This window comes from Orbaceae bacterium BiB, from assembly GCA_036251205.1.
Taxonomy (GTDB): domain Bacteria; phylum Pseudomonadota; class Gammaproteobacteria; order Enterobacterales; family Orbaceae; genus Orbus; species Orbus mooreae.
Map to the genome: position 1 here is coordinate 580,013 of CP133958.1, position 24,137 is coordinate 604,149.

The window sequence follows — 24,137 nt, forward strand, 5'->3', positions numbered from 1 at the left end:
CTTTCAGTAGCTAATTAATATCAAAACAAAAAACAGGTTAGAATGAAATTGTCGTTGCTAAATAGTAGAATCGACCAGGTTCATTATAAGTGCTGGCACCTTTAGCTTCACGATAGATCTGTTTATCTAAAATATTCGCTATCCCACCATTAATTCGCCAATTTTTCATAATTTGGTAATTGGCACCAATCGCAAATTGAGCATAAGATCCAACTTTCACATCAGAAAGTGTTACCCCTTTTTGAGTTTGATATTTTCTTGGTTTTTGTCGACCATATTGAGTCCAATTAAGGAACGTACTTAAATCTTCATTGATTTTCCAATCTAAACTAGAGTTAATCGTATATTTAGGAATAATCGATAATGGATTACCCGTGGTTTTATCTTTTGACTCAATCATATACGTCATATTAGTAGACCAAGATAACGCATCCGATAATGGAACACGTAGATTCCCCTCTAGCCCTTGAATAACGGCTTTACCAGAGTTCTCCCATTGTGTAATGTTATACTTCGTACCATTAACAGTCTCATCACCCAATATCGTTTGACCTGCAATAATCTTATTTTTATAGTCATTTCTAAAATAAGTTAAGCTTGCTTGCCATGATTCATATTGGTACTCGATACCAATCTCTTTATTAACACTGATTTCAGGATCCAAATTATCATTACCTACAAGGTAACATTGGCCTGAAGTAACATTCAATGGACAGCCATTACCTCGAGTTAATAATAGATAGCCATTATTTGATTGATATAAGTTTGGTGCTTTAAATGCACGAGCAATACCCGCTTTTAAGGTAAAATATTCACCTAACTGCTGAGAAAAGTTTAAACTCGGGCTAAAATTACTACCAAATTGGCTATGATAATCAAAACGTAAACCAGGAATAATATTAGTGCCCACAACTGGTTCAATATTATCTTCTAAATAAAGACTAGTTGTATCTGAATCGCTCTTACCACGATCACTATTAGATGCTAGACCTAATATATCAGCCTGAGAAGCCGATGCTGGATCATCTAATTCTTGTCTGGTCCATTCAGCACCAAGGGTTAATGATTGTGCTACCCATTTTTCAATTGGGATAATTGTTTCTCCATTTAAATAGTAATTTTTTAAACGACTGGTACTAAACTCTAAATCACTAGAGATTGCCCCTTCAACACGACCACTTAAACCTTCATTTAATCGAGTATTATTGGTTTTATCGTATTGGAAGGTTAATTTCGCTTCACCAAAATCCCAATAGCTATTATATGTGACACCGTAACTTTGACGATACATACGATTGGTCTCAGCTCCTGACTTAGCTAAATTAGGAATCGTGTCATCAACTGGCGGCGTACTATTTTGGGTATCCCCTGTATAAATATTACCTTGACGACTGTAACCAAGATCAAAGGTTAAATATTGATGATCATCTAATGTCCATTTAAATGAACTATTAATATCTTTGTTTCTTACCCCTTCTCGCCCTGCAACATTATCTGAACTATTGATACCATAATCATCAGCATCCGTTTTATTCAAATTACCATATATTCTAAAATCTAAAGTATCTTTAATTAATGGCCCGGCTAAACTAATATTAACGCGTTTTGTTCCACCATACTCACTATGCTGAGGGATAGCATCATAGAGAGATAGAGATCCCATCCACTCATTTGATGGCTTTTTAGTAATAATATTAACGACACCACCTGACGCACCAGAACCATAACGAGCTGCTGAAGGTCCTCTTAAAATCTCGATACGTTCGACCTGCTCGACGGGAACCCAGTTTGAGTCACCTCGAGTATCACGCTCTCCCGACCAGCTATAACGAACTGAGTTACGTGATGTAACTGGTTTACCATCAATTAAAATTAAAGTATTTTCAGGTCCCATGCCTCGGATATCAATTTGGCGATTATTACCACGAGCTCCAGATGATGAATTCCCTGTCAAGTTAACCCCTGGCTGGCGACGAATAATATCCGATAAATCATTTACTGGCGGATTATTTTGAATATCTTCGCTAGTAATCGTTGTCGCCCCTAATTGTTGTTTGAGCATATCTTCTGCTGATGTCGCGGTGATCACAATAACATCTTCGTCATTATTTTCTTCTGCATACCCTGAAAAAGGTAATAGGCTCAATAGGGTACAAGAACATAGATAGGATAATAAACTTCGTTTAGGTCGGGTAGTCACTGCCATGTACAGTCTCTCCTTAAGTTGTTGTAATAAGAAATAATCGGGGAGTATTTTATTGATAATGAGAATAATTATCAATATTATTTACATTTAAAATATGAGATTCATCAATTTTCAGATAAGAAAATAGTGGTAACGATTGAAAATAAGCTATTGATAATCTTCAATGCTTAATAAATATTGGAATTAAGTATAAAAAAAGAGGTAAACTCACATAAAATTATGTGAGTTTAATAAGATAATCACTAATTAATAATACATTGCAATTAACTGCCCATCGATCTGCTTAATGGTGACAGGCGTATCAAAAATATCTACTAATATATCCGCTTTCATTAATTGCTCTGGTGTGCCCTGATAACACAATGTACCATTTTTCATTGCTATAATATTATCAGAATAGACGGAAGCAAAATTGATATCATGAATTACCAAAATAATCGTTTTATTGAGTTCATCAGCGGCTTTTCTTAACTGTTTCATCATCGCTACTGCGTGTTTCATATCTAAGTTATTCAACGGTTCATCAAGCAATACATATTGAGTATCTTGACAAAGTACCATCGCAACATAAGCACGTTGACGCTGACCTCCCGATAACTCATCTAAAAAACGATGACGTAAATCGAGTAAGTTCAAAAACGACAATGATTCCGTGATTTTTTCTTTATCTTGTTCAGTTAAACGCCCTTTTGAATAAGGATAGCGACCAAAGCCAACCAACTCCTCTACTGTCAAACGACTATTAAATTGATTTTCTTGCCTTAAAATCGACAAATATTTTGCTAACTTAGCACTTTTAGTTGTAACCACATCAAGTCCATTAACCGCCACAGAACCTGAATCAGCCAACAGTAGCCGACCAATAATCGACAATAATGTTGATTTCCCTGCGCCATTAGGACCAATAATTGAGGTTACGCCCCCTTTAGGGATCACGGTGGTAATATTATTTAAAATCACCGCATCATCATAACGCTTTACAATATTATCAATTGTTATCACATTAAAACCTTTTTAATACTAAATAGATAAAGAAAATCCCACCAATAAACTCAAGCACCACTGATAATGAACCCGCCATATTAAGACCATATTCTAAAATGAGTTGGCCTCCAACGAGTGCAATAATCGCCAGTAAAAATGCGGTTGGCAAAACATAACGATGTTGAAAACTGCCTGCCAGTAGATAAGCTAAATTTGCGACCATTAAGCCTAAAAAAGTTAATGGGCCGACTAATGCGGTTGATACAGCAACTAAAATCGAAACGAGCAATAACGTCGTTGTTACCATACGTTGATAGTTAAGCCCTAAATTTATCGCATGGGAACGACCTAGCGCTAAGACATCAAAGACATAGCGTTTACGCCATAAAATGAAACCAAATAAAAAAATGACAACCGCTGAAAACCAGATCAGTTCTGGTGGAGAGCGTGTAAATGTTGCAAACATACGGCTTTGCAATACAGAAAATTCATTAGGGTCTAATAGTCGCTGTAGTAGCGTTGCAGCACTACGAAACAGTGTTCCAAGCACAATACCAATCATCAATACTAAATTGATATTAAACTGCACAGTTGAAAATAACCAACGATATAACAGTACTGAAAAGGCCACTAATAGACAGGATTCCCCCATAAATTTGATAATGCTAAAGAGCCAATATGAGGATGTACCACTATAAAAAAAGACAATCATCGTCTGAATCAAAATAAATAACGCTTCAAATCCCATCAGTGACGGGGTTAAAATGCGGTTATTTGTTACACTTTGAAATAATACTGTTGAAATACCCGCAGCGAATGCAACGATGACCATCGTAAACAAAATATAACCACGACGAACCAAAATATAATGTAAGTTATTGCCTAAATTAATAGTCATAAAAATAACCATGACCAATAAAGCAAGAGTAAGTAGTACAACAATACGCTGTGTAGGCGATAATTTAATACAGTGTGTCTTTAAATAACGTTTAACGTTTTGCATAACGAGACTGCTTAATTAATAAGAATAGAAAAACAATGGCACCAATAACCCCTAAAATAGTACTTGCAGGAATTTCAAACGGGTAACGCACAACGCGGCCAATAATATCACACAGTAAAACCAATCCACCGCCTGACAAACAGACCCATGGAATTGTTTTTCGAATATTATCACCCATAATGAGACTGACTAAATTGGGAACAATTAAACCTAAAAAAGGGAGCGCACCAACGACGACAATCACAATACCACTCACCACGGCAATTACAGATAAGCCCATTAGCATGACTCGACGATAATTTAAACCGACATTAACTGCAAACTCGCGCCCCATTCCAGCAACGGTAAAACTATCTGCCACCCAGCACGCTAATAAGGTCAATAATCCAACCAACCACAATAATTCGTAACGGCCTTGTATCACACCAGAAAAATCACCGCCGTTAACCCAAGCCCCTAACGACTGCAACAGATCATAATACATTGCACCAAAGATTGTAATTGCACTTATAACACTACCAAGCATGATGCCAACTAATGGTACAATTAAAGCTGATTTAAGAACAATTTTACGCAAAATAAGCATGAAAAGAATCGTGCCGACCATCGCAAACGAGCTAGCGACGACCATTTTAACTAAAATTGAAGCGGAAGGTGCTAATACCATTACAACAAGTAACCCTAAACTGGCTGATTGAGTTGTTCCCGCAAGGGTCGGCTCAACAAAACGGTTTTGGGTTAATAGCTGCATAATTAATCCAGCAACACTCATAGCGCTACCTGCTAATAGCAGAGCGATCGTTCTTGGTACTCGGCTGATAAAAAAGATATCCCGCATATTGGGATCCGACCATAACGATGAAAAAGAGATGTTACTTACACCAGTAAATAGGCTTATCACTGATAAGCCTATAATAACTGCGATAGCAATAATCAAATAATAGGACTTCATGCAACTATTCTTGCTCTAGGACCTGATTGATTTGATCAAGTAATTGATTATAAGTTTGTAATCCACCAGCAATATACATAGCTGAAGAGTCTAAATAGACAATTTTGTTATTTTGCCAAACTTTAGTTTTATGCATTAACGCGTTGTCTAATACTTGTTTAGCCGCTAATGCTTCATTATTACCGATAGCACTATCACGATCTAAAACAAATAACCAATCAGGATTAACGCTTAATAATAATTCAGCATTAACAACGTTACCATGTGTACCAGTTTGAGCAAATGATGTTGCTGGTTTAAAACCGAGTTCGTCATAAATAAAACCAAAACGTGAACCTGGTCCATAAGCTGACATTTTACCGCCATTAATCATAATCACCATAGCCGTGCCGTGATTAGCTGATTTCTCTTTAACTTTAGTAATTTTCGCTTTGAACTCATCTGTTAATGTTTTTGCTTCAGCTTGTTTGTTAAAAATCTGTCCAAGTTGTTCTATGCGATGCACCATACTATTAACAAAATCTTTAGTATCAACAGCTAACGAGATGGTTGGTGCAATTTCACTTAATTTATCATAAGCATCATTAGTTCGCCCACCCGCAATAATTAAATCAGGTTTTAAATTACTTAACACTTCATAATTAGGTTCAAAGAAGCCACCGGCATTAATATAATCACTACCTTCATATTTTTTCAAAAAATCAGGTAAATGAACGCTAGTTTGTGGTACTGCAGCAATGACATCAATACCAAGCGCATCCATCGTATCAAGGGTAGCGGTATTAAAAACGACAACTTTTTGTGGATTAACAGGAACCGTGGTTGTCCCCTGTTCATGAACGATGGTTATCGTTTCGTTAGTTGAAGCATTATTTGTAGTAGCTGTGGTTGTATCATTATTATCACAACCTGCAACAAAAAAAGATAACAGCAAAGGAACACCGATAACTAGTGAGCGAGTAAGCATAATAACATCCTTTATTATTTTAAAAATAAGAATTATTCTCATTATCAATTAAGGTGCTAACTATAACAAAATTTTCGTACTATAAAAATAATATTAATATTATGGCTATTCATTCGTTCAATAAATAATCTATTACAAAGAATATTTAATTATTATCTTCAGTAACAAATTTTACAATTCACTATTTGAAGGCAGTTATTTAACGGATATCTATCTAAATAACAATTATATTACAGACCAAAACATCCGTTATGAACACTTAAATGATAGTAATAAACTCTCCCCGATGTTAACAAAAGAAGAGTATATAAAATTTGGCGTTACACCAAATGCATTACCCGCTTTTATGGCACTGCCAGATAATCAGATTATTAAAAATATTGCTGAGATTATCCCTGATGCGTTTGTAAAATACGACTTTGCGCAAAATCGCTTAGATATTTCTATTCCACAAAAATACGTTTCGGCTGTAGCTCGAGGGACAGTCTCGCCAGATAAATGGGATGATGGTTTAACAACACTGTTTACTAATTATTCTTATTCAGGATCTTCAACGGATATCGATGGTCAATCGGGTACAGACCAGAGCTCATACCTCAATCTTCGTAGTGGTTTAAATATTGGGGCTTGGCGAGTGAGAAACTATAGCACCTATTCACATAGTAACCATCAAGATACTTGGCAAAATATCTCAACTTTTGCTGAACGCGATATTAAGTCGATTCGCGGCCGTTTAACAGTTGGTGACAGCTATACCCCATCAGATATGTTTGACAGTTTCTCTTATCGAGGGGTACGCGTTGCCAGTGATGATGCAATGTTACCCGAAAGCCAGCGCGGCTTTGCACCGGTAGTCAGAGGAATTGCATCCAGTAATGCACAAGTCACAGTGCGCCAAAATGGTAATATCATTTGGCAATCCTATGTTTCACCAGGGCCATTCGTAATTAGCGACTTGTATCCAACATCATCAAGTGGTGACCTTGAGGTTTCCATTAAAGAAGCCGATGGTTCTGTACGTACCTTTATTCAACGTTTTAATCGCACGGTTCGTTATGATTGGCTAAGTCATTATATTTACAACGAGATTAGTGAATTACAAGGTAAAGCAACGGATTGGTTATGGACATATAATCATGAAAGACCTAATATGGGAATTGGTGGGATCACACCGATGCAAAAACTTAAATTAATACAACAGCAAAATTCTACGCCTAACTTCCATTAAAAATGGGAGGATTACCAATTAATGCCGATATCACGGTTAAGCTCTATAAAACTGCCAGTAATGTTAGCATTGGCACAGTTGGCTCTGCCGTAACTTTAGCTTTTGTTAATACAACATTTAACAGCCCTCTAACTTCGGATAGCAGTACGAGTATTGGTCTATATTTATATGGTTTTACGGTAACACAGGCTACTTGTATGGTGGTCAATCGCAACCTACAGGTGACTTTAGATCCAGTCAGTCGCTTTATATTTAACGGCGTTGGTTCAACCACCAACCAAGGGGCTAAGGACTTTAATATTTCAGTAAAATGTCAGAAGAGTACCAACGTTAAAATGCAGATAGATGGCGTTAATACATTTGATGCCAGTAAGGGGGTTTTAGGGGAAGAGTCTGGACATGAAATTGGTGTCGGTATTCAACTTTTATATAAAGATATCCCTATTACATTTGGCTCTGCATTTGATGTAGGTACAGTTAACCCAACGTTAGATATTCCGTTAAAAGCGCGTTATTACCAAACGGCATCAACGATTAATCCTGGGACTATTGGTTCTTTTGCTACCTTTACCATGACATATAACTAAGCCATCCCAATCAACGCCAGATTTAGCCAATAATCCACACAAAAGATTATTGGCTTTATTCGGCTCATTAGTTCATTTACAGATTAAACCATCAGTTATCAACAAATCTGATCAGCAACAAATAAACCACTCGCAGCTGCTTGTGATAAAGAGCTAGTTATTCCAGAACAGTCACCAATAATATATAAATTAGCAATATCAGTTAAAAACTGCTGATTAGTTTTTAAAACAGGCGCATAAGATTTACTATCCATCGCATATAAAATTGTATTACCGTCAATTGGTTTACCCAATAACTTTTCAAGTGCATACAAAAAATCACAAGTATCCGCTAAGTAATTATCAGGGATAATAGCTGATAATTCACTAAATATAGCCTGAGATAAGGTTGCAACGACTTCATGTGTTCGCTGTGAAAATCGCGGATCAATATCTGCTAAACGTTGTGCAATAATGCTACCATGGTGCTGGTTAATGCGTTTGATAGTATTTTTTAGATAAGCATCGGCTTCAGTTTGATAAGTAAACCATTTGGGTATAAATAATGAAAAATTCAGGTTTTGACTCGGCCCTATTTCCTGACTATTTTGTCCATCAGGCATCACTAACCCCTCTTGATACTTAGTAATAACTCGACCATATGGGTTCATACAATAGGTGGTTGCACAATAATTATCAGTTTGATAATACAGTTTAGTTTCAACGGTTTTTTGTAATAATGTTGCTAACTGTGTGCCATGCATTTCAATTCTAAACCCTAGATCCAGACGAGTCTGTTCATAGGTTAAACCTAGTTTTTGCGCCATTGGTGCTAGCCAATCCATACCACTTTGTCCAACGGCAATAATCACCTTATCCGCCGTAATCGTTGTTTGATCTGATAATGAAAGTTCTAAACCCGATGGCAGCTCAGCAATATGGTCGACCTTGGCATTAAAACGATATGATAATCGATTATTTAAATAAGCAGCAAACCCTTGAAATATCTCTAGCGATAAATGAGTACCTAAATGGCGTGTTTGTGTCGACAATAATTGAAACCCAGCTAATCGAGCTCGCTCAGCTAAATCCTCATCAAAAGTATGATAAAGTACTTTTTGCTCGGCACCATATCGGCACAATAACTGATCTACTTGCTGTTGGTAATGAAGACTCTGCTTAGTACCTATTTTATTTGCTAATGTACCACCAAAATCGTTAGTATAATTATACTTACCTTCGGAAATGCCTAAACCACCAAATCCGAAATAACGTTCAGTAGAACGCGAAGTCGCAATATGACTACCTAGCAATGACAGTCGTTGATCTAATGGTTTACCTGCATCAATCATTAATATTCGCTTTTTTTGCTCGGTCAGTTTCATCGCGGCAAAAATACCACTGACACCGGCACCAATAATCACAACATCGTAGTGTTTCATCATTTCATCCGTGATTTACTATATGATTTAGCTATTTTTCGATAAAAGTATATCCGTTCTTTTTACTATTGTATAACAAGAATAATGGCTACAATCTATTATCGGCCCTACGCTTTATCAAAAAGATCAGCATTAATAAACCTTTTAACTAATAAATAACAGATAAATTCGGTTAGATAAAAAATAGTCCTGAAATACTTAGCACAAGCGAAGCTTAGCTCAGAAACGAATCTAATTATAGTGGCGCTTTGCTATACTGTTTTAGTTTATCGTGTAATAGGTTAATTAACTCATCTTCGTTATATTTAAACGATTTAGTCCCTATTGATAACGGTGTTTGATAAAAGCGCAGCGATACTTTAGCTAAAAACGCACTTAATCGACCAAGTCGCTGGATATATTTTTGAGGATTCGATATATAGATTAAAATAATTTTATTACTTGAGATTACCTGAGTTTTAAGGCCTGTTATATCCCGCCACTCAACTAAACCGAAATCTCGTTGAGTAATCCCCTTCTCGTCAATAATTAAACTATTTTGCTTAATAAATAGTGTTTTAAGTGCCATAAAAGTAAATAAACTAAAAGTAATCATACCTAAACAACCTATCGCAACTATTAAGTAGATTAATATTGGTTTCGGCAATGGTATCATCATGGGAACAAAAGTATTAGCGTAAAAAACTAAACAAAAACTTACAGCAACAAAGCATAATGATCCAATTATTGCCCACAATAGCCTTACGCGATTCAATGCAATTTCAATTTTATCCATTATGTTCTCTTATTGTATTATCTATTGTGGTTTTATCACCGATAAGTTATCAAATTAATAGCAAAATATCATGGCCAGAAACCATAATGATATAACAATACACCGTGAAATAATTCAGATATCGTTTATCAAGGCGATCGGAACAATATAAAAAAGACCAAGGCAAATTGCAATGGTCTTTTAAGAGAAAAGTTATCGAGATAAAACTAAACTACTTTTTATTCATAGTATTTTTATTCATTACAGATGGGTGAAATTGGCCATCATTTAATAAATCACGAAGTTTAGCATGTTCCTCTTCAGTAAATTTATATTTTGACATGATGAAAATTCGGATTAATGCCCCTAAAACAGGTAATAAAGATACACAGAAGAATAAACCAGAAAGAGTCGCTTCTGACTGTACAGCATTAGGTATATAGCCTACCGCCACTAGAATGAATCCAGCTAAACCACCAGCTAGCGCAACAGACAATTTACCCGTAAATGTTTGTCCTGAAAAAGTAATCGCGGCACAACGTTTACCTGTATGGTAGTAAGAGTACTCAACGGTATCGGCAATCATTGCGGAAATCAGTGGATTGGTCATCATAAATATTGCCGTAATAATTGCTAACCAGACCATAACATTAATAACACTATGATAACCAGTAAAGTAGAATATCACACGAGCAATGACTTCGAGCACGCATAAAGCAATAAAGAGATCGCGTTTTCTAAAATAGCGAGTCAATATTGGTGTACCAAGACAAGCCAGAGCACAAACAAAAGTAATAGTACCAATCATAGAGACTAACGATACGTCGTTCATATTATAGGTAAAGAAAAAGATATATAAGCCATTAACGATATTCGTAAATACATTCATAAAAAATGCACTTAGAATGAAGAACAGCGGTTTATTATGCCAAACGACAATAAAGGTATCTCTTAATCTCACTTTTTCATGAGAACCGGCTTTAATACGCTCTTTGGTATTAAAGAAACCATTTAGCATAAATAGAACGCCGAGTGACATCAATGAAATTACACCAAGTAAGTATCCTTGATCATTACTACCTTCGGCAAAAAAACCACTTAACATCGGGAATAAAATCATGGTACCACCGATACCAGCATTAACACCAAGCATTGCACAGGTCGCTGCTTTAGTACGTTCTTGCGGATCATCCGTCATAACAGAAGTCATTGACCAAAAAGGAATATCTGAAATAGCGTAAAGTGTACCCCATAAAATATAGGTTACTGCGGCATACGCTGTTTTTACAGCTAAACTTGCTTCAATATTATAAAAAGCAGCAACAGTCACAATGAAAATTAAAAATGGTGTAAATAGTAGATAAGGGCGGAATTTTCCACGACGTAAATTGACGGTATCCATAATCCCAGCAATTAAAGGATCATGAACCGCATCCCAAACCCGAGCCACTAAAAAGATAATACTCGCCGCGACTGGGGAAATGTGCATTATGTCCGTATAAAAATAAAGAATAAAACTACCGACTAGACCAAAACTAAAACATTGCCCTACTCCATAACCAAAATAGGCACTTAACTCTTTAAACGACAGTTTACTATTCGATTGTGCTGTACTGTTCATATAATATTGACCTCATGTTTACTCAATAAGAGTAATCAGTGGATAGATAATGAAATATCGTCAACCTATCCACTCCATTCTAATTAACGCATTGATATCATCAATAAAAACTTAATTTTTTGCCGTTAATTTTTTAACCAACGCCATTTCAGCTGGATCGTAAGGTTTGCCATTTGCATCAAGTACATCATGGAACCAACGCTGTTTATAATTCGCATCTGTTCGTTTAATTTCTGGCCATGGTACCGTAGTTTGCGTTTTACCTTGGACAAGTCCCCACTGATAGCAACCGACATTTTGCTCTTTAAAGATTGGTAATTGTTCAAGGATTGTTGATTCTGCATGGCGCGCAAGCCATTCAGTACAGAGCATTGGTCTTGAAAAAGTTTTAACATAATCAAGTACCGGCCCTAATAGATCTAATGGAACATAAGAGTGGAAACTAATTACATCGGATAACTCTAATGCTCGCTGATCGGTAACGTGTTGATAAATAGGCTCTTCACGATTTAAGATATTCGGTACATGCCATGCACCAACCGTCAGCGGTTGGATTGGATTAATTTCCCTTGCCCATTCAAACGTTTTTTCCATCAGTTGGTGACTATATTTTTCTAATTCAAAATCAAAAGCCTTTTCACCTTCTAGAGTGAAGATCATCCGGTTAGTCGGCTCGTTATAAAGATCCCAAATAGCAATACGATCATCATTAGCAAAATATTTAATAATATCGCGCACATAATTGCCAACAAGCTCCCATAAATAAGGTTGCATTACAACATTACGTCCAGGACTTGCCGCGGCTTGGCTATTATGCAGATCGGCAACTGGTACTTTTTGTTGCCCAATAAATGGATGATCACCACAAAAACCACAATCATCCATCAACGTTAACATGACTTTAATGTTATTTTTTTGACATACGGCAAGGAAATCATTAATACGTTCAATTAAGCCATCACGATCATGAATCCACACAATAAACGGTAAGTTGGTACGTAATGTGTTATAGCCATTATCAGCAGCCCAACGTAGTTCTTGCTCTATACATGGCAAATCAAAACTATTTTTTTGCCACATTTCAGTCCAGTTAACCGCAGTCCTTGGTAAATAGTTAAAACCACATAACCATCCCTGATTTTCTAACCACTGCCACGCTTTCTCTTCTGACCATTTATTCATTTTTATCTCCTAATAACACAACAAAGTATTAGCTAATATTATTAGTAATAATAGTAAACAACAATCAGTTAATTGCCAAAATATGATGCAAGTCACAAACATTAATAATAAATAAAAAATGGTAACAATATTAATTGTTAAAAATCAAATAACTAAAATAAATTTGAGCGAATATAAAAAAATAGCTCAAAAATTATTGATAGGTAACATGAATTGAACGAGAACAATAAGATGTTAAATCACGATTGACCCAACTTATTCTTCAGCAGCTTTATATTTTTTGTTTTGCTTTTAATGATGACTTACGTACCACTAATTTACCTTCAACTTTCAATTTACTTGAAAGAAATGGTTGCTGATTAATAACATCTAATAGAGTCTGTACCGCAATTTCTCCCATCTCATTATAAGGCAACTTATATGAGGTTAAACCAGGTGTTAATTCTGCAGCTAAACTTTGATTATCATAACCAACAACAGCAATATCATCGGGTATATGTAATCCTTGAGCTAAAATAGCTTGATAACATCCAAGTGCAATATAATCACTACTACAAAAAATCGCTTCTGGTCTTGGAGATAAAGATAATAGTTTAAGGGTTTTTTGATAGGCTTCTTTCAATGACCAATTGGTCACTTGTACATAGTTATCATCGGGGAATATATCGTTATCAATTAACGCTTGACGATAACCAGCAATACGATCATTCGATGCATCCATCCAGAGTTCACCGGTCAGAATCGCAATATTTTTAAATCCTTGTTTGATTAAATGGTGAGTCACGACATATCCCCCCATTTTATCAGCGGGCAAAATACAGGGAACATTAGGTAAATCATGACAATAACCGTTAAGCAAAACGGCAGGAATTGTCCAATTTAATGAGTTTAGTTTTAATTCTCGTGTCATGCTTGAAGCATAAATTACGCCAATATATCCACCACTATTAATCTCCTCTTCCAAGGCTTTAACATTATCTTCACTATTTTCATGAATAAATACAGCTAATAATTTATTATTCAGTCTTGCACACTCTTGAGCTGAGTTAATAGCTTCGATAAAGGGATCGTAATTAATCAGTCCATTTATGACTAATATTATCTTTTCACTAGAGGAATTTCGCTCAACAACACGCGATTCATAGCCCATTTCATGAGCAACTCGTAATACTTTTTTGCGCGTATTATCAGCAAGTTTAATGCTATTTGAATTATTAAGAACTAAAGAAACAGTCGACTGCGATACGCCCGCTTTAGCAGCAATATGACTCATTGTTACTTTATTGCGGTTCTTTTTTTTATTCATTTCATTCCTACTTGAGTAAATCGATAAAAATTTAGATCAATCATAAACTACCATAATGCCTATATCATAACCTATTTTTAGTACAGGTGACAGATTTTAACTACATCGAGTGCTAATTTAACAAAATGATACAAATCGATAAATCATGATTACAAATCTATACCAGCTTTTAACAGAAATGTTTAGCAACCTAAAATGTAATCGTTTACATTTTGCCAGCTAGATCACAAATTAAATCAATTTAATTTGCTTTATTTTGCAATGAATTTTAGAATAAATTAAAAATGTAATCGATTAACATATTAAATATTTAGCTCAATAATTCAGGTGAATAGCATGAAAATATTAGTAACTGGTGGCTGTGGTTATATTGGTAGTCATACCTGTGTTGAATTAATTAATGAGGGTTATACGCCAATTATCCTTGATAATCTGATAAATAGTAAGGTATCGGTGATCTCTCGAATTAAAGCACTTACTAATCAAGATATCACTTTTTACCAAGGTGATGTGCAAGATAGTGCATGTTTAGAGCGTATCTTTTCCGAGCATAAAATTACTGCCGTCATTCATTTTGCAGGTTTAAAGGCTGTAGGCCAATCCGTTCACCAACCATTAGAGTATTATATTAATAACGTTTATGGCTCATTAGCGCTAATGGCTGCGATGAAAAAAGCCAATGTTAAACAGTTTATTTTTAGTTCCTCAGCCACGGTTTATGGTGAGTCAGCCCCCGTACCTTATGTCGAAACATTATCATTAGGTAATCCATCAAGTCCATATGGCAAAAGTAAAATGATGGTTGAACAATGTATTATGGATCTTTCCGTTGCCGAACCAGACTGGTCACTGACTTCACTACGTTATTTTAATCCTGTTGGTGCTCATCCTAGCGGTTTAATGGGCGAAGATCCTCAAGGTATTCCAAATAATTTAATGCCCTATTTAACCCAGGTCGCTATTGGTAAACGTGAATCACTAGCGGTATTTGGTAATGACTATCCAACACCTGACGGTACTTGTATCCGTGATTTTATTCATGTTGTTGATTTAGCTAAAGGTCATATTGCAGCACTCAAAAAGTTACATAATAAAGCTGGATTGCATATTTATAATCTGGGCTCAGGCAATGGCCATAGTGTTCGTGAAATTATTGAAACATTTGAAAAAGTAACCAATAAAAAACTTAATTGGCATTTTGCCCCACGTAGAGCCGGCGATCTTCCCGCCTTTTGGGCTGATGCAAATAAAGCTAAACGTGACTTAGCATGGCAAACAACATCTAGCTTACAAGATATGATCAAAGACTCTTGGCTTTGGCAACAAACTAATCCCAATGGTTATGAAGATAACAAATAATCAGCTATATTAAGGTAATGTTATGACAAAATTCGATCCAATTGATCACCCTCATCGTCGCTATAACCCACTCACTGGGCAATGGGTGCTCGTTTCACCTCATCGAGCTAAAAGACCGTGGCAAGGGCAACAAGAAGCCGTTTCTGAAGAACAAAAACCGACTTATGATCCAACATGTTACCTATGCCCAGGTAATACACGAATAACAGGAGAAAAAAATCCTGACTATAAAAATACTTTTGTATTTCAAAATGATTTTTCAGCTCTACTGGAAGATACACCGGATTCACCGAGCAATAGTGATCCGCTATTTCAGCTACAAAGTGCTAAAGGAATAAGTAAAGTGATCTGTTTTTCACCAGATCATAGTAAAACGATGCCAGAGCTCTCATTAGATGCCATTGAAAATGTAATAAAAACATGGATAGTAGAATTAGATCGTCTTAGCCCGATCTATCCATGGGTACAGATCTTTGAGAATAAAGGTAGTACGATGGGCTGCTCTAACCCACATCCACATGGACAGATCTGGGCAAATAGCTTCTTACCTAACGATATATTGAATGAAGATAAGCAACAACATGACTATTTTTTAAAATATGGTACTAATCTGTTAGTTGATTATGCTAACCGAGAGATGAAAGATGGTTCAAGAACCATTGTGGAAACAGAATACTGGTTAGCCGTAGTACCTTATTGGGCGACTTGGCCATTTGAAACACTATTACTGCCTAAACGACATGTACCACATCTTAATATGCTTAGTGTTGAAGAGCAAAAAGATTTAGCTATAGCCCTTAAAAAGTTGACTAGCCGCTATGACAATCTTTTCCACTGTTCGTTCCCTTATTCTATGGGATGGCATGGCGCACCATTTATGGAGGGTAAAACGCCCTATTGGCAAGTCCACGCCCACTTTTATCCACCATTATTACGCTCTGCAACAGTCAAAAAATTTATGGTGGGATATGAGATGCTCGCCGAAGTACAACGAGATTTAACGCCTGAACAAGCTGCCGATAAACTCAATGCAGTTAGTGATATTCATTATAAGGACAGATAACATGAAAACATTAGTCGCGAACACTAATTCAATATTTTTGAGTCAATTTGACTACCCTGCCGACACGGTAATCCAAGCACCAGGTCGCGTCAATTTAATTGGGGAACACACTGATTATAATGATGGCTTTGTATTGCCTTGTGCGATTAATTATCAAACCGTTATTAGCTGTAAAAAACGTAATGATGATACTGTTAGAGTAATTGCTGCTGATTATGACAACCAATTAGATACTTTTTCACTTACAGAAGAGATCATCGCTCATCCAACTTATTTATGGGCTAACTATATTCGTGGCGTCATGAAATATCTACAACTAAAAACGCCACAGATTAAAGGCGTTGATTTAGTCGTTAGTGGAAATGTACCACAAGGTGCAGGTTTAAGCTCTTCCGCCTCTTTAGAAGTGGCTATCGCTAAAATGATGCAAACCCTTTATGATTTACCACTGTCTGGAACAGAATTAGCGCTGATTGGACAAGAGGCTGAAAATAAATTTGTCAGCTGTAACTGTGGGATTATGGATCAGCTTATTTCATCTTTAGGTAAAGCCCAACATGCCTTATTAATTGACTGTCGCACATTAGGTAGTAAAGCTGTTTCGATGCCCGAGAATATGTCAATTGTCATCATCAACTCAAATATAAAACGTGGTTTAGTTGATAGTGAATATAATACGCGTCGTAAACAGTGTGAACAAGCGGCTAAAGCGCTTGGTGTAAAAGCGTTACGTGATGCTAGATTAGCAGATTTATTAGCAATTAAAGATAAAATTGATCCGGTTGTCTTTAAAAGAGCTCACCACATTATTACTGAAAATGACCGTACTGAAGAAGCGGCTCAAGCGTTAGCAGATAATAATTATCAACGTTTATCTGAACTGATGGCACAAAGTCACCAATCTATGAAAAATGATTTTGAAATTACCGTACCAGCAATTGATTATCTAGTGGAAATTATTGGTGAAGTCATTGGTAATAAAGGTGGTGTAAGAATGACAGGTGGCGGCTTTGGCGGCTGTGTCGTCGCTTTAGTTCCTAACTATTTAGTTGAAAAAGTACAACAAACTGTTAAACAAAATTATCAATCCAAGTTCAATATTGCTGAAACATTTTATGTATGTCAAGCAAGTGATGGAGCGGGACAAGTATGAGTAATAATATCAAGATTTCAACAGAGCTCGCCCCCGATGGGCAAGCTTATAAAACAGTGACCTTAACAAATAAACAAGGTATGAAAATTTCATTTTGTGATTGGGGTGCGACTTGGTTATCTTGCCAGGTTCCAACGGCTGGTGGATTACGTGAAGTCCTACTCGGCTGCCATAGTTTATCCGCTTACCAAAAGCAGACCGGTTATTTAGGTGCAACAGTTGGACGCTATGCTAATCGTATCACGAATAGTACCTTTAAATTAGATGGGATCAGTTATCAGTTAACACCAAATCAGAAAAATCATCAACTGCATGGTGGCCCCGTTGGTTTTGATCAACAACGTTGGCAGATTATCTCATTAACCGATAATCAAGTTGAATTTGAATTACATTCAGCTGATGGGGATCAGGGTTTCCCTGGTAACTTAACGGTTACAGCAATCTATCACCTTACAGATAATAATGAATTTAAGATTCAATTCTATGCTAAAACAGATAAGTCAACTCCGGTAAACTTAACCAATCATGCTTATTTTAACTTAGATGGTGATGGTTCTGGCGATGCTCGTAGGCAAACGTTATCCGTAGATGCCGATCAGTACTTACCGGTTGATGAAGATTGTATTGCTATTGGTGGACTAGCTTCGGTAACGGTTGATGATATGGATCTACGTACTCCAAGACAAATTTTAGATAATTTTTCACACAGTGCAGCAAGAAATAGAGTTAAAGGTTATGATCATGCCTATTTACTCAATCATCATCATGAGGTCGTTGCCAAATTAATCGCTCATGATCAAAAAGTTGCGATGGAAATTATGACGAATAAACCCGGGATTCAAGTTTATACAGGTAATTTTCTGGCAGGAACGCCAAATCGTGATGGCAAAACCTATCAACAATATGAAGGTATTGCACTTGAAACGGCATTTTTACCCAATAGCCCGAATCAAGCGAACTACCCGCAACCATCTTGTATTTTAAATCCTGATGAGCAATATACTTATCATACAACCTATCGGTTTATAACTAAATAGCGTGAAGTGAAAGAATAAAAAAACTGCCTAATAAGGCGGTTTTTTATATTGACATAAATTAAATTTTTGATAGATAATTAACTCTCTTTAACCACCATCTTCCTGCAAGATAGGTCAATAAACAGGTTAAAATAGAGACAGCAAAAATACTATTTAGCATCGCATACAGTAACCAAAGATAGTGCGTATAACGGCCTATCTCATCATCAGGCATCGTAAAGACAAAATAATACTGTACGACATAGATAGTAATAATTGAAACAATAATTGAAATAATAAGTTGTGACACAATAACATAAGCGATTGTTTTCAACACCACCTTTGCATGAATATGATAGTTGAAATGATTATCTTGCTTCATATACATCATCAATAAAAACGCAGTCATTACCGATGAAAGATAAAATGAGAAATTTTGAAACTCCGGCACATCGCCATTACCTAAATACATATACACAGAAATATAAAGATAACGTTGCAATAAGAAGTTGATTGCTAAATAACCTGTAATAAAGTAGATCAACTGAACTCTTTTTGCGATTTGGTTATCAACCAAATCCACGTTACACGTCTCATCTGACCAATGTAAATAGTGTTTTACAATATAGGTCATAATTGCCACAATCACAAATATCGCTAACATCATCCCTATTCGGCTAATTAATGGATACCAAAAGACAAAATTTTGATACCCTTCTGCTATTTGTATATTCCAAATAGTTGAAAAAGTATCCGTCATATAAATATCTAACCAGTATGATAGAAATAAACTAAGCAAAACAGTAATCGCAACAAACAAAATGTTGCGGAAAGTAAATCCATAGATTTTAATCTTGTTTAAACAGATAGAGACAGCTAGCATCATAAATAAACTAAGACCAATGATACGCATAAAATCAGGTGAATAATTGTAATTCATATATTGTGTATCAACTTGATGTAACTTACTGATTAATTGTGCAAATAAAACACAAAATGTTACAAGAAAGCTAATAATAGGTAATCGAAAAAAAGGAGTTGTACTCATAATGTTCCTTAACGACAAGTCAATTTGCCGCCCTTTCTGGTTAAATAGGTATCTAAACTAAAAATGCATAGCGCCAGCCATATAAAGCCAAATGTAACAAGTTTTTCAACCGCAAAATTTTCTTTAAAATAAAAGATAGCTAATAAGAAAATCAGTGTTGGCGACATATATTGTAAAAAGCCAATCGTCGAATAAGGTAAATTTTTAGCAGCTAAATTGAATAAAATCAGTGGAACAAGTGTTAATGGCCCAGCTAGCATACATAACCAAACCCAATGACCAGTCCAAAATGCGGGGGTTAATGTAATCCACTCAGGGCTACATAGTAACCAAATTAAAGCAACAGGTACTAACATCCACGTTTCAACCATCATCCCTGGCAATACTTTTATTGGTACAACTTTACGAATCAGACCATACATTGCAAATGAAAGTGCTAAAATAATCGAAATCCAAGGCAGTTCGCCAATCAATATAATTTGAATTAAAACACCGAGTAATGCAAGAAGCACAGCAACCCATTGCAATTTGCGCATTTTCTCTTTTAGAACTAACGTACCAAGAGATACTGAAATCAATGGGTTGATGTAATAGCCTAAACTGGCCTCTAACATATAGTGGTTGTTAATCGCCCACACATACAATAACCAATTAGCCGATAACATCATTCCAGTAGTAAAGAGAATTAAAAAATATTTTGGTTGCTCGATTAATGGCTTCCACCATTGGTGTTCTTTATAAAAGAAGATAAAAATAGCACAAAAAAACGCGGACCAAATGATGCGATGAAAAATAATTTCACTGGCGGGTAGACTGGCAATCATACCAAAATAGATTGGCGACAATCCCCATATAAGATAAGCGAAAACACCTAACATAAGTGCTCTAAGCTGCGACATAATCAAAAACCTTACTTGCCCGTTTTACGACCAAACCAATATAAATCAAGCCGTCTATTGTAGTACCTTCAATAGTTTAAAGCTACATAATCGAAAGCTTTTTGTGCTTATTCAACGCCTTTTAGGGCCAATCTATCTATAAAAAACTCGTTAAAATATTGATGTAAATATCTATTTTAGTATAAAAAATAATCTTAAATTCAACTACTAAGCATGAGTTATTTTTCAGGCAAGAGCAGATAATTAGTGATGAATGAGAACAAAATACAGAACATCATCACTCTTTTTATCGATAAATTTTTAGTCATCACCATACAAACATTAACTACAACTCTGTAACTGTTCTAGTAAAAAATCAATTAAACATTGGGTTCTTAAGGGTAATAATTTACGGCTGGGGTAAACAGCATAAATATTATAATCCTGGACTTTGTAGCTAGGTAGCACCTCGATCAATCGACCAGACTGAAGATCTTCGCCAATAATAAAATCAGGTTGTAAAGAGATACCACCGCCTTGTAACATCATCATTCGGCAGGTATCACCATTATTACAATAGACTTTAGCTCTTAACTGTACAGGATAGAGGGTTTTATCTTGCCAAAATTCCCATAATTCATTTTTTGCCCAATGACTATATAAAATAATGTCATGGTTTTGCAACTCATTAGGATGTGTTGGTGAACCATATTTTTCTAGATAACCAGGTGATGCCGCCGCAATTATTCGAGTATAGGCAAGTTTGCGAGCAATTAAAGAAGAACTCTCCAAATTGCCAATCCGAACGGCTAGATCATAGCCCTCCTCTAATAAATTGACGACACGATCCGATAGCGTAATGTCTAGCTCAATTTTAGGGTATTTATCCCGAAATTTTTGCCATAACGGTGCTAATACTAATACACCAAAACTGACCGGTACATTAATTCGCAAGACGCCAATCGGATCAACTTGTTCAGCGTGAATCACCGCTTCTGCTTCAGCCACTGAATCAAGAATATTCTTAGATTGTAAATAAAAGTTTTGTCCCTCGTATGTCAAAGCAATACTACGTGTGGTTCGTTGCAATAATCGTACACGTAAACGTTCTTCTAACGAATTCAAATGGCGAGAAACAGCCTGTTTAGATAAATTGAGTTTATTGGCAGCTCCAACCAAACTACCTTCATCAATAATCGCCACAAAGATACTCATCTCAAGTAATTTATTTGATTTATCCATCATTATTCCACTTTAGTTGACAATTAATCATATTTTAGCATGTTTATCTCATTAAATTAAACCAGTATAGTAGTCGCATAAGTTAGACAACAGATGAATAATATTTAATTAAGGAGCTAATTATGTCATCGAAATTACCCGTAGTATTTATTACTCATGGCTCCCCAATGTTGGCAGTAGAGCCAGGAAAAACAGGTCCATTATTAACCAAACTTGGACAAGAACTTAATAAACAAGATATTAAAGCTGTTTTGATGATATCAGCTCATTGGCTAACGCGCCATAGTCCAATGTTAACGGCTAGCGTAGAGTTAGAGACTATTCATGATTTTGGTGGATTTCCTAATACGCTCTATCAGCTACAATATCCGGCAAAAGGGTCGCCCGATATAGCAAAAGAGATACAGCAACAATTACAACAATCTGGACTTTCTGTTGGTATTGATAAACAGCGAGGACTTGATCATGGAGCATGGGTACCATTGCAATACTTATTTCCAAAGGCTGATATTCCTATTATTGAGTTATCAATGCCTTGGCCAATGGATGCAGCTGGTGCCATTAAATTTGGTACAGCATTAAAAACATTACGAGATAATGGCATTTTGATTATTACCTCAGGTAGCATGACCCATAATTTATATGATGTTGGTTACGATAATGGCATTGAGGCTAACTATATCAAGCCATTCGTTAATTGGGTTGAAAATACGGTAAAAAGTCATGATCTAACAGCTATGGCAAATTATCGAACACTAGCACCCTATGCCGCACAGGCACATCCAACAGATGACCATTTTTTACCATTAGCTATTGCCCTAGGTTGTAGTGATGAAGGTGAAAAAATTACAGAACTAGATGCTGGTGTTACTTATCAAGCATTAGCAATGAATAACTATGTTTTTGGACAATATTAATAGAGACAAATTGAGGATATAAAATGAAACAGTACAATATTGATTTAGCCGCATTATCATTACGCGCAGCGTTAGGAATCATGTTTTTAGCGCATGGATTTACTAAGCTATTTGTTTTTACACCTGCAGGTACCGCAGCTTATTTTGAATCACTCGGTTTTCCGGCATTCATGGGATATTTAACTATTCTTTTTGAAATTGGTGGTGGACTCTTTTTGTTATTAGGTATTTTAACGCAGATTGTTGCAATATTAACTGTAATACAGATGATCGTTATCACCTATATCCACTCCGCAAATGGTTGGTCATTTAGCAATACTGGTGGTGGATGGGAATATCCGGCTTTTATGGCGTTAACGGCATTAGCTTTAGTATTTTTAGGTAACGGCCGCTTTAGTGTATTAAAATTGATAAAAAGATAACTAAAATAGTGGGGCTAATCTTAGCCCTACTCTAACTTTTATGAGGCATAACATGAACAATGTTTCGATTAAATTTACTGAAAATAGCACTATCTTGCTGAATTGTGTCGGGGGCAATATTACGCTTAACATCGGGTATCAAACGCTAATTAATAAGTATATTAAAGCAAGTTTACCAACGCCTTATGAAACAGAAAATATCATCATGATTATTGAAGATGAGATTGCTCGCGTTGCAGTCACCTTACCAACAATCAACAAATTAGTATCAGATGATAGTCACCTAAAAGAGATGATAAACTATTTACATAGCGGTAACAGTATTACAACAACTCAAGTGGAATTACTGTTTAATCAGTTTGCTGATGTGATATCTGGATCACCAATGCCTGTAAATTTACCGAATACACTATCGTTTATTGTGATATTAATTATAGTTAGAGAGTTGTTACATCATTTGAATATTGAGGGAGTTGAAGTGTTTTAAAAATCAAATAACACAGTATTATTTGATTTTTAAAATACCGTTTAAAGGCAGGAATAAGACTTATTCTTCACCAAAACCAGTTGCGAATAATTCACGAATTTCGGCCATCGCAGCTTGTTCATCTTCACCGTCACAAATAATTTCGACAGTAGAACCACCTTTAACACCAGCGCCTAATAACGCCATCATGCTTTTCATTTTGATAGTTTTATCATTATAAACTAATTCGATAGTACTTTTATAACGACCCGCTAATTTAACTAATGAAGTTACTGGACGAGCATGAAGACCTGTACTATTTTTTACTACCATTTGTTCTTTTAACATAATTAATGTCCTTA

The 24,137-nt window shown here is 35.8% G+C and carries 22 protein-coding genes and 2 pseudogenes; 10 read left to right on the top strand and 14 right to left on the bottom strand.

Annotation, left to right across the window (positions count from 1 at the left end):
• Positions 1–37 precede the first annotated feature (37 nt).
• The 5 genes from RHO11_02695 to RHO11_02715 all read right to left on the bottom strand — a co-directional run bounded on the left by RHO11_02695 (position 38) and on the right by RHO11_02715 (position 6,112).
• Entirely contained in the window at positions 38–2,206 is a 2,169-nt protein-coding gene (locus RHO11_02695) for a FepA family TonB-dependent siderophore receptor (protein ID WVD62055.1), read from the bottom strand.
• A 246-nt stretch (positions 2,207–2,452) separates the two neighbouring features.
• On the bottom strand, positions 2,453–3,208 hold the full coding sequence (locus tag RHO11_02700; protein WVD62056.1) for an ATP-binding cassette domain-containing protein: 756 nt from the start codon (positions 3,206–3,208) through the stop codon (positions 2,453–2,455).
• 1 nt (position 3,209) lies between these two features.
• Positions 3,210–4,193: an iron chelate uptake ABC transporter family permease subunit gene (locus RHO11_02705; GenBank protein ID WVD62057.1), complete on the bottom strand. Its 984-nt coding sequence runs from the start codon at positions 4,191–4,193 to the stop codon at positions 3,210–3,212.
• Positions 4,180–5,145, bottom strand: a complete 966-nt coding sequence (locus RHO11_02710; protein ID WVD62058.1) for an iron chelate uptake ABC transporter family permease subunit — start codon at positions 5,143–5,145, stop codon at positions 4,180–4,182. Before RHO11_02710 ends, RHO11_02705 begins: the two co-directional genes overlap by 14 nt.
• 4 nt (positions 5,146–5,149) lie before the next feature.
• Positions 5,150–6,112, bottom strand: a complete 963-nt coding sequence (locus RHO11_02715) for a siderophore ABC transporter substrate-binding protein (protein ID WVD62059.1) — start codon at positions 6,110–6,112, stop codon at positions 5,150–5,152.
• Positions 6,113–6,266: 154 nt separating this feature from the next.
• Between RHO11_02715 and RHO11_02720 the strand changes: the two are divergent.
• The 3 genes and pseudogenes from RHO11_02720 to RHO11_02730 all read left to right on the top strand — a co-directional run bounded on the left by RHO11_02720 (position 6,267) and on the right by RHO11_02730 (position 7,927).
• A pseudogene (locus tag RHO11_02720) lies at positions 6,267–7,142 on the top strand (fimbria/pilus outer membrane usher protein).
• A pseudogene (locus RHO11_02725) lies at positions 7,137–7,340 on the top strand (integrase core domain-containing protein). Before RHO11_02720 ends, RHO11_02725 begins: the two co-directional pseudogenes overlap by 6 nt.
• Positions 7,341–7,342: 2 nt before the next feature.
• Entirely contained in the window at positions 7,343–7,927 is a 585-nt protein-coding gene (locus RHO11_02730) for a fimbrial protein (protein ID WVD62060.1), read from the top strand.
• 98 nt (positions 7,928–8,025) lie between these two features.
• Here RHO11_02730 and RHO11_02735 read toward each other — a convergent pair whose 3' ends face one another.
• From RHO11_02735 to RHO11_02755, 5 genes are all read right to left on the bottom strand, one after another.
• On the bottom strand, positions 8,026–9,351 hold the full coding sequence (locus RHO11_02735; protein WVD62061.1) for an NAD(P)/FAD-dependent oxidoreductase: 1,326 nt from the start codon (positions 9,349–9,351) through the stop codon (positions 8,026–8,028).
• Between the two features lie 232 nt (positions 9,352–9,583).
• A complete protein-coding gene (locus RHO11_02740) occupies positions 9,584–10,123 on the bottom strand; it encodes an STM3941 family protein (GenBank protein ID WVD62062.1) in 540 nt (179 codons plus the stop codon).
• A 211-nt stretch (positions 10,124–10,334) separates the two neighbouring features.
• On the bottom strand, positions 10,335–11,723 hold the full coding sequence (locus tag RHO11_02745) for an MFS transporter (protein WVD62063.1): 1,389 nt from the start codon (positions 11,721–11,723) through the stop codon (positions 10,335–10,337).
• 111 nt (positions 11,724–11,834) lie between these two features.
• Positions 11,835–12,905 carry a cellulase family glycosylhydrolase gene (locus RHO11_02750; GenBank protein ID WVD62064.1) on the bottom strand — a complete coding sequence of 357 codons (1,071 nt, stop codon included), beginning with the start codon at positions 12,903–12,905 and terminating at the stop codon, positions 11,835–11,837.
• Between the two features lie 271 nt (positions 12,906–13,176).
• A complete protein-coding gene (locus RHO11_02755; GenBank protein WVD62065.1) occupies positions 13,177–14,211 on the bottom strand; it encodes a LacI family DNA-binding transcriptional regulator in 1,035 nt (344 codons plus the stop codon).
• Between the two features lie 336 nt (positions 14,212–14,547).
• On the opposite strand from RHO11_02755, the gene galE reads away from it, so the two are divergent.
• From galE to galM, 4 genes are read left to right on the top strand one after another with little or no spacing between them, the layout of a single operon-like run.
• A complete protein-coding gene (galE, locus tag RHO11_02760) occupies positions 14,548–15,570 on the top strand; it encodes a UDP-glucose 4-epimerase GalE (protein ID WVD62066.1) in 1,023 nt (340 codons plus the stop codon).
• A gap of 22 nt (positions 15,571–15,592) precedes the next feature.
• Positions 15,593–16,633, top strand: a complete 1,041-nt coding sequence (galT, locus tag RHO11_02765; GenBank protein ID WVD62067.1) for a galactose-1-phosphate uridylyltransferase — start codon at positions 15,593–15,595, stop codon at positions 16,631–16,633.
• A 1-nt stretch (position 16,634) separates the two neighbouring features.
• Positions 16,635–17,786 carry a galactokinase gene (gene galK / locus RHO11_02770; GenBank protein ID WVD62068.1) on the top strand — a complete coding sequence of 384 codons (1,152 nt, stop codon included), beginning with the start codon at positions 16,635–16,637 and terminating at the stop codon, positions 17,784–17,786.
• On the top strand, positions 17,783–18,823 hold the full coding sequence (gene galM / locus RHO11_02775; GenBank protein ID WVD62069.1) for a galactose-1-epimerase: 1,041 nt from the start codon (positions 17,783–17,785) through the stop codon (positions 18,821–18,823). Before galK ends, galM begins: the two co-directional genes overlap by 4 nt.
• Before the next feature lie 58 nt (positions 18,824–18,881).
• Here galM and RHO11_02780 read toward each other — a convergent pair whose 3' ends face one another.
• The 3 genes from RHO11_02780 to RHO11_02790 form a co-directional block, all read right to left on the bottom strand.
• Complete coding sequence (locus RHO11_02780) at positions 18,882–19,850, bottom strand: hypothetical protein (protein ID WVD62070.1); 969 nt, start codon at positions 19,848–19,850, stop codon at positions 18,882–18,884.
• A gap of 8 nt (positions 19,851–19,858) precedes the next feature.
• The gene (gene rarD, locus RHO11_02785; protein ID WVD62071.1) at positions 19,859–20,749 is read right to left on the bottom strand and encodes an EamA family transporter RarD; all 891 of its coding nucleotides are present in this window, start codon (positions 20,747–20,749) and stop codon (positions 19,859–19,861) included.
• A 321-nt stretch (positions 20,750–21,070) separates the two neighbouring features.
• Positions 21,071–21,973 (bottom strand): LysR family transcriptional regulator, encoded by a 903-nt coding sequence (locus RHO11_02790; GenBank protein WVD62072.1) that lies wholly within the window; start codon positions 21,971–21,973, stop codon positions 21,071–21,073.
• A 119-nt stretch (positions 21,974–22,092) separates the two neighbouring features.
• Here RHO11_02790 and RHO11_02795 point away from each other — a divergent pair, with 119 nt between their 5' ends.
• The 3 genes from RHO11_02795 to RHO11_02805 are packed head-to-tail and all read left to right on the top strand — an operon-like array spanning position 22,093 to position 23,796.
• Entirely contained in the window at positions 22,093–22,887 is a 795-nt protein-coding gene (locus RHO11_02795; protein WVD62073.1) for a class III extradiol ring-cleavage dioxygenase, read from the top strand.
• A 23-nt stretch (positions 22,888–22,910) separates the two neighbouring features.
• On the top strand, positions 22,911–23,309 hold the full coding sequence (locus tag RHO11_02800) for a DoxX family protein (protein ID WVD62074.1): 399 nt from the start codon (positions 22,911–22,913) through the stop codon (positions 23,307–23,309).
• Positions 23,310–23,361: 52 nt separating this feature from the next.
• The gene (locus RHO11_02805; protein ID WVD62075.1) at positions 23,362–23,796 is read left to right on the top strand and encodes a hypothetical protein; all 435 of its coding nucleotides are present in this window, start codon (positions 23,362–23,364) and stop codon (positions 23,794–23,796) included.
• 60 nt (positions 23,797–23,856) lie between these two features.
• Here the strand turns inward: RHO11_02805 and RHO11_02810 are convergent, their stop codons facing one another.
• Positions 23,857–24,123, bottom strand: coding sequence for an HPr family phosphocarrier protein (locus RHO11_02810; GenBank protein WVD62076.1), 267 nt, complete (start codon positions 24,121–24,123; stop codon positions 23,857–23,859).
• Positions 24,124–24,137: the final 14 nt, after the last annotated feature.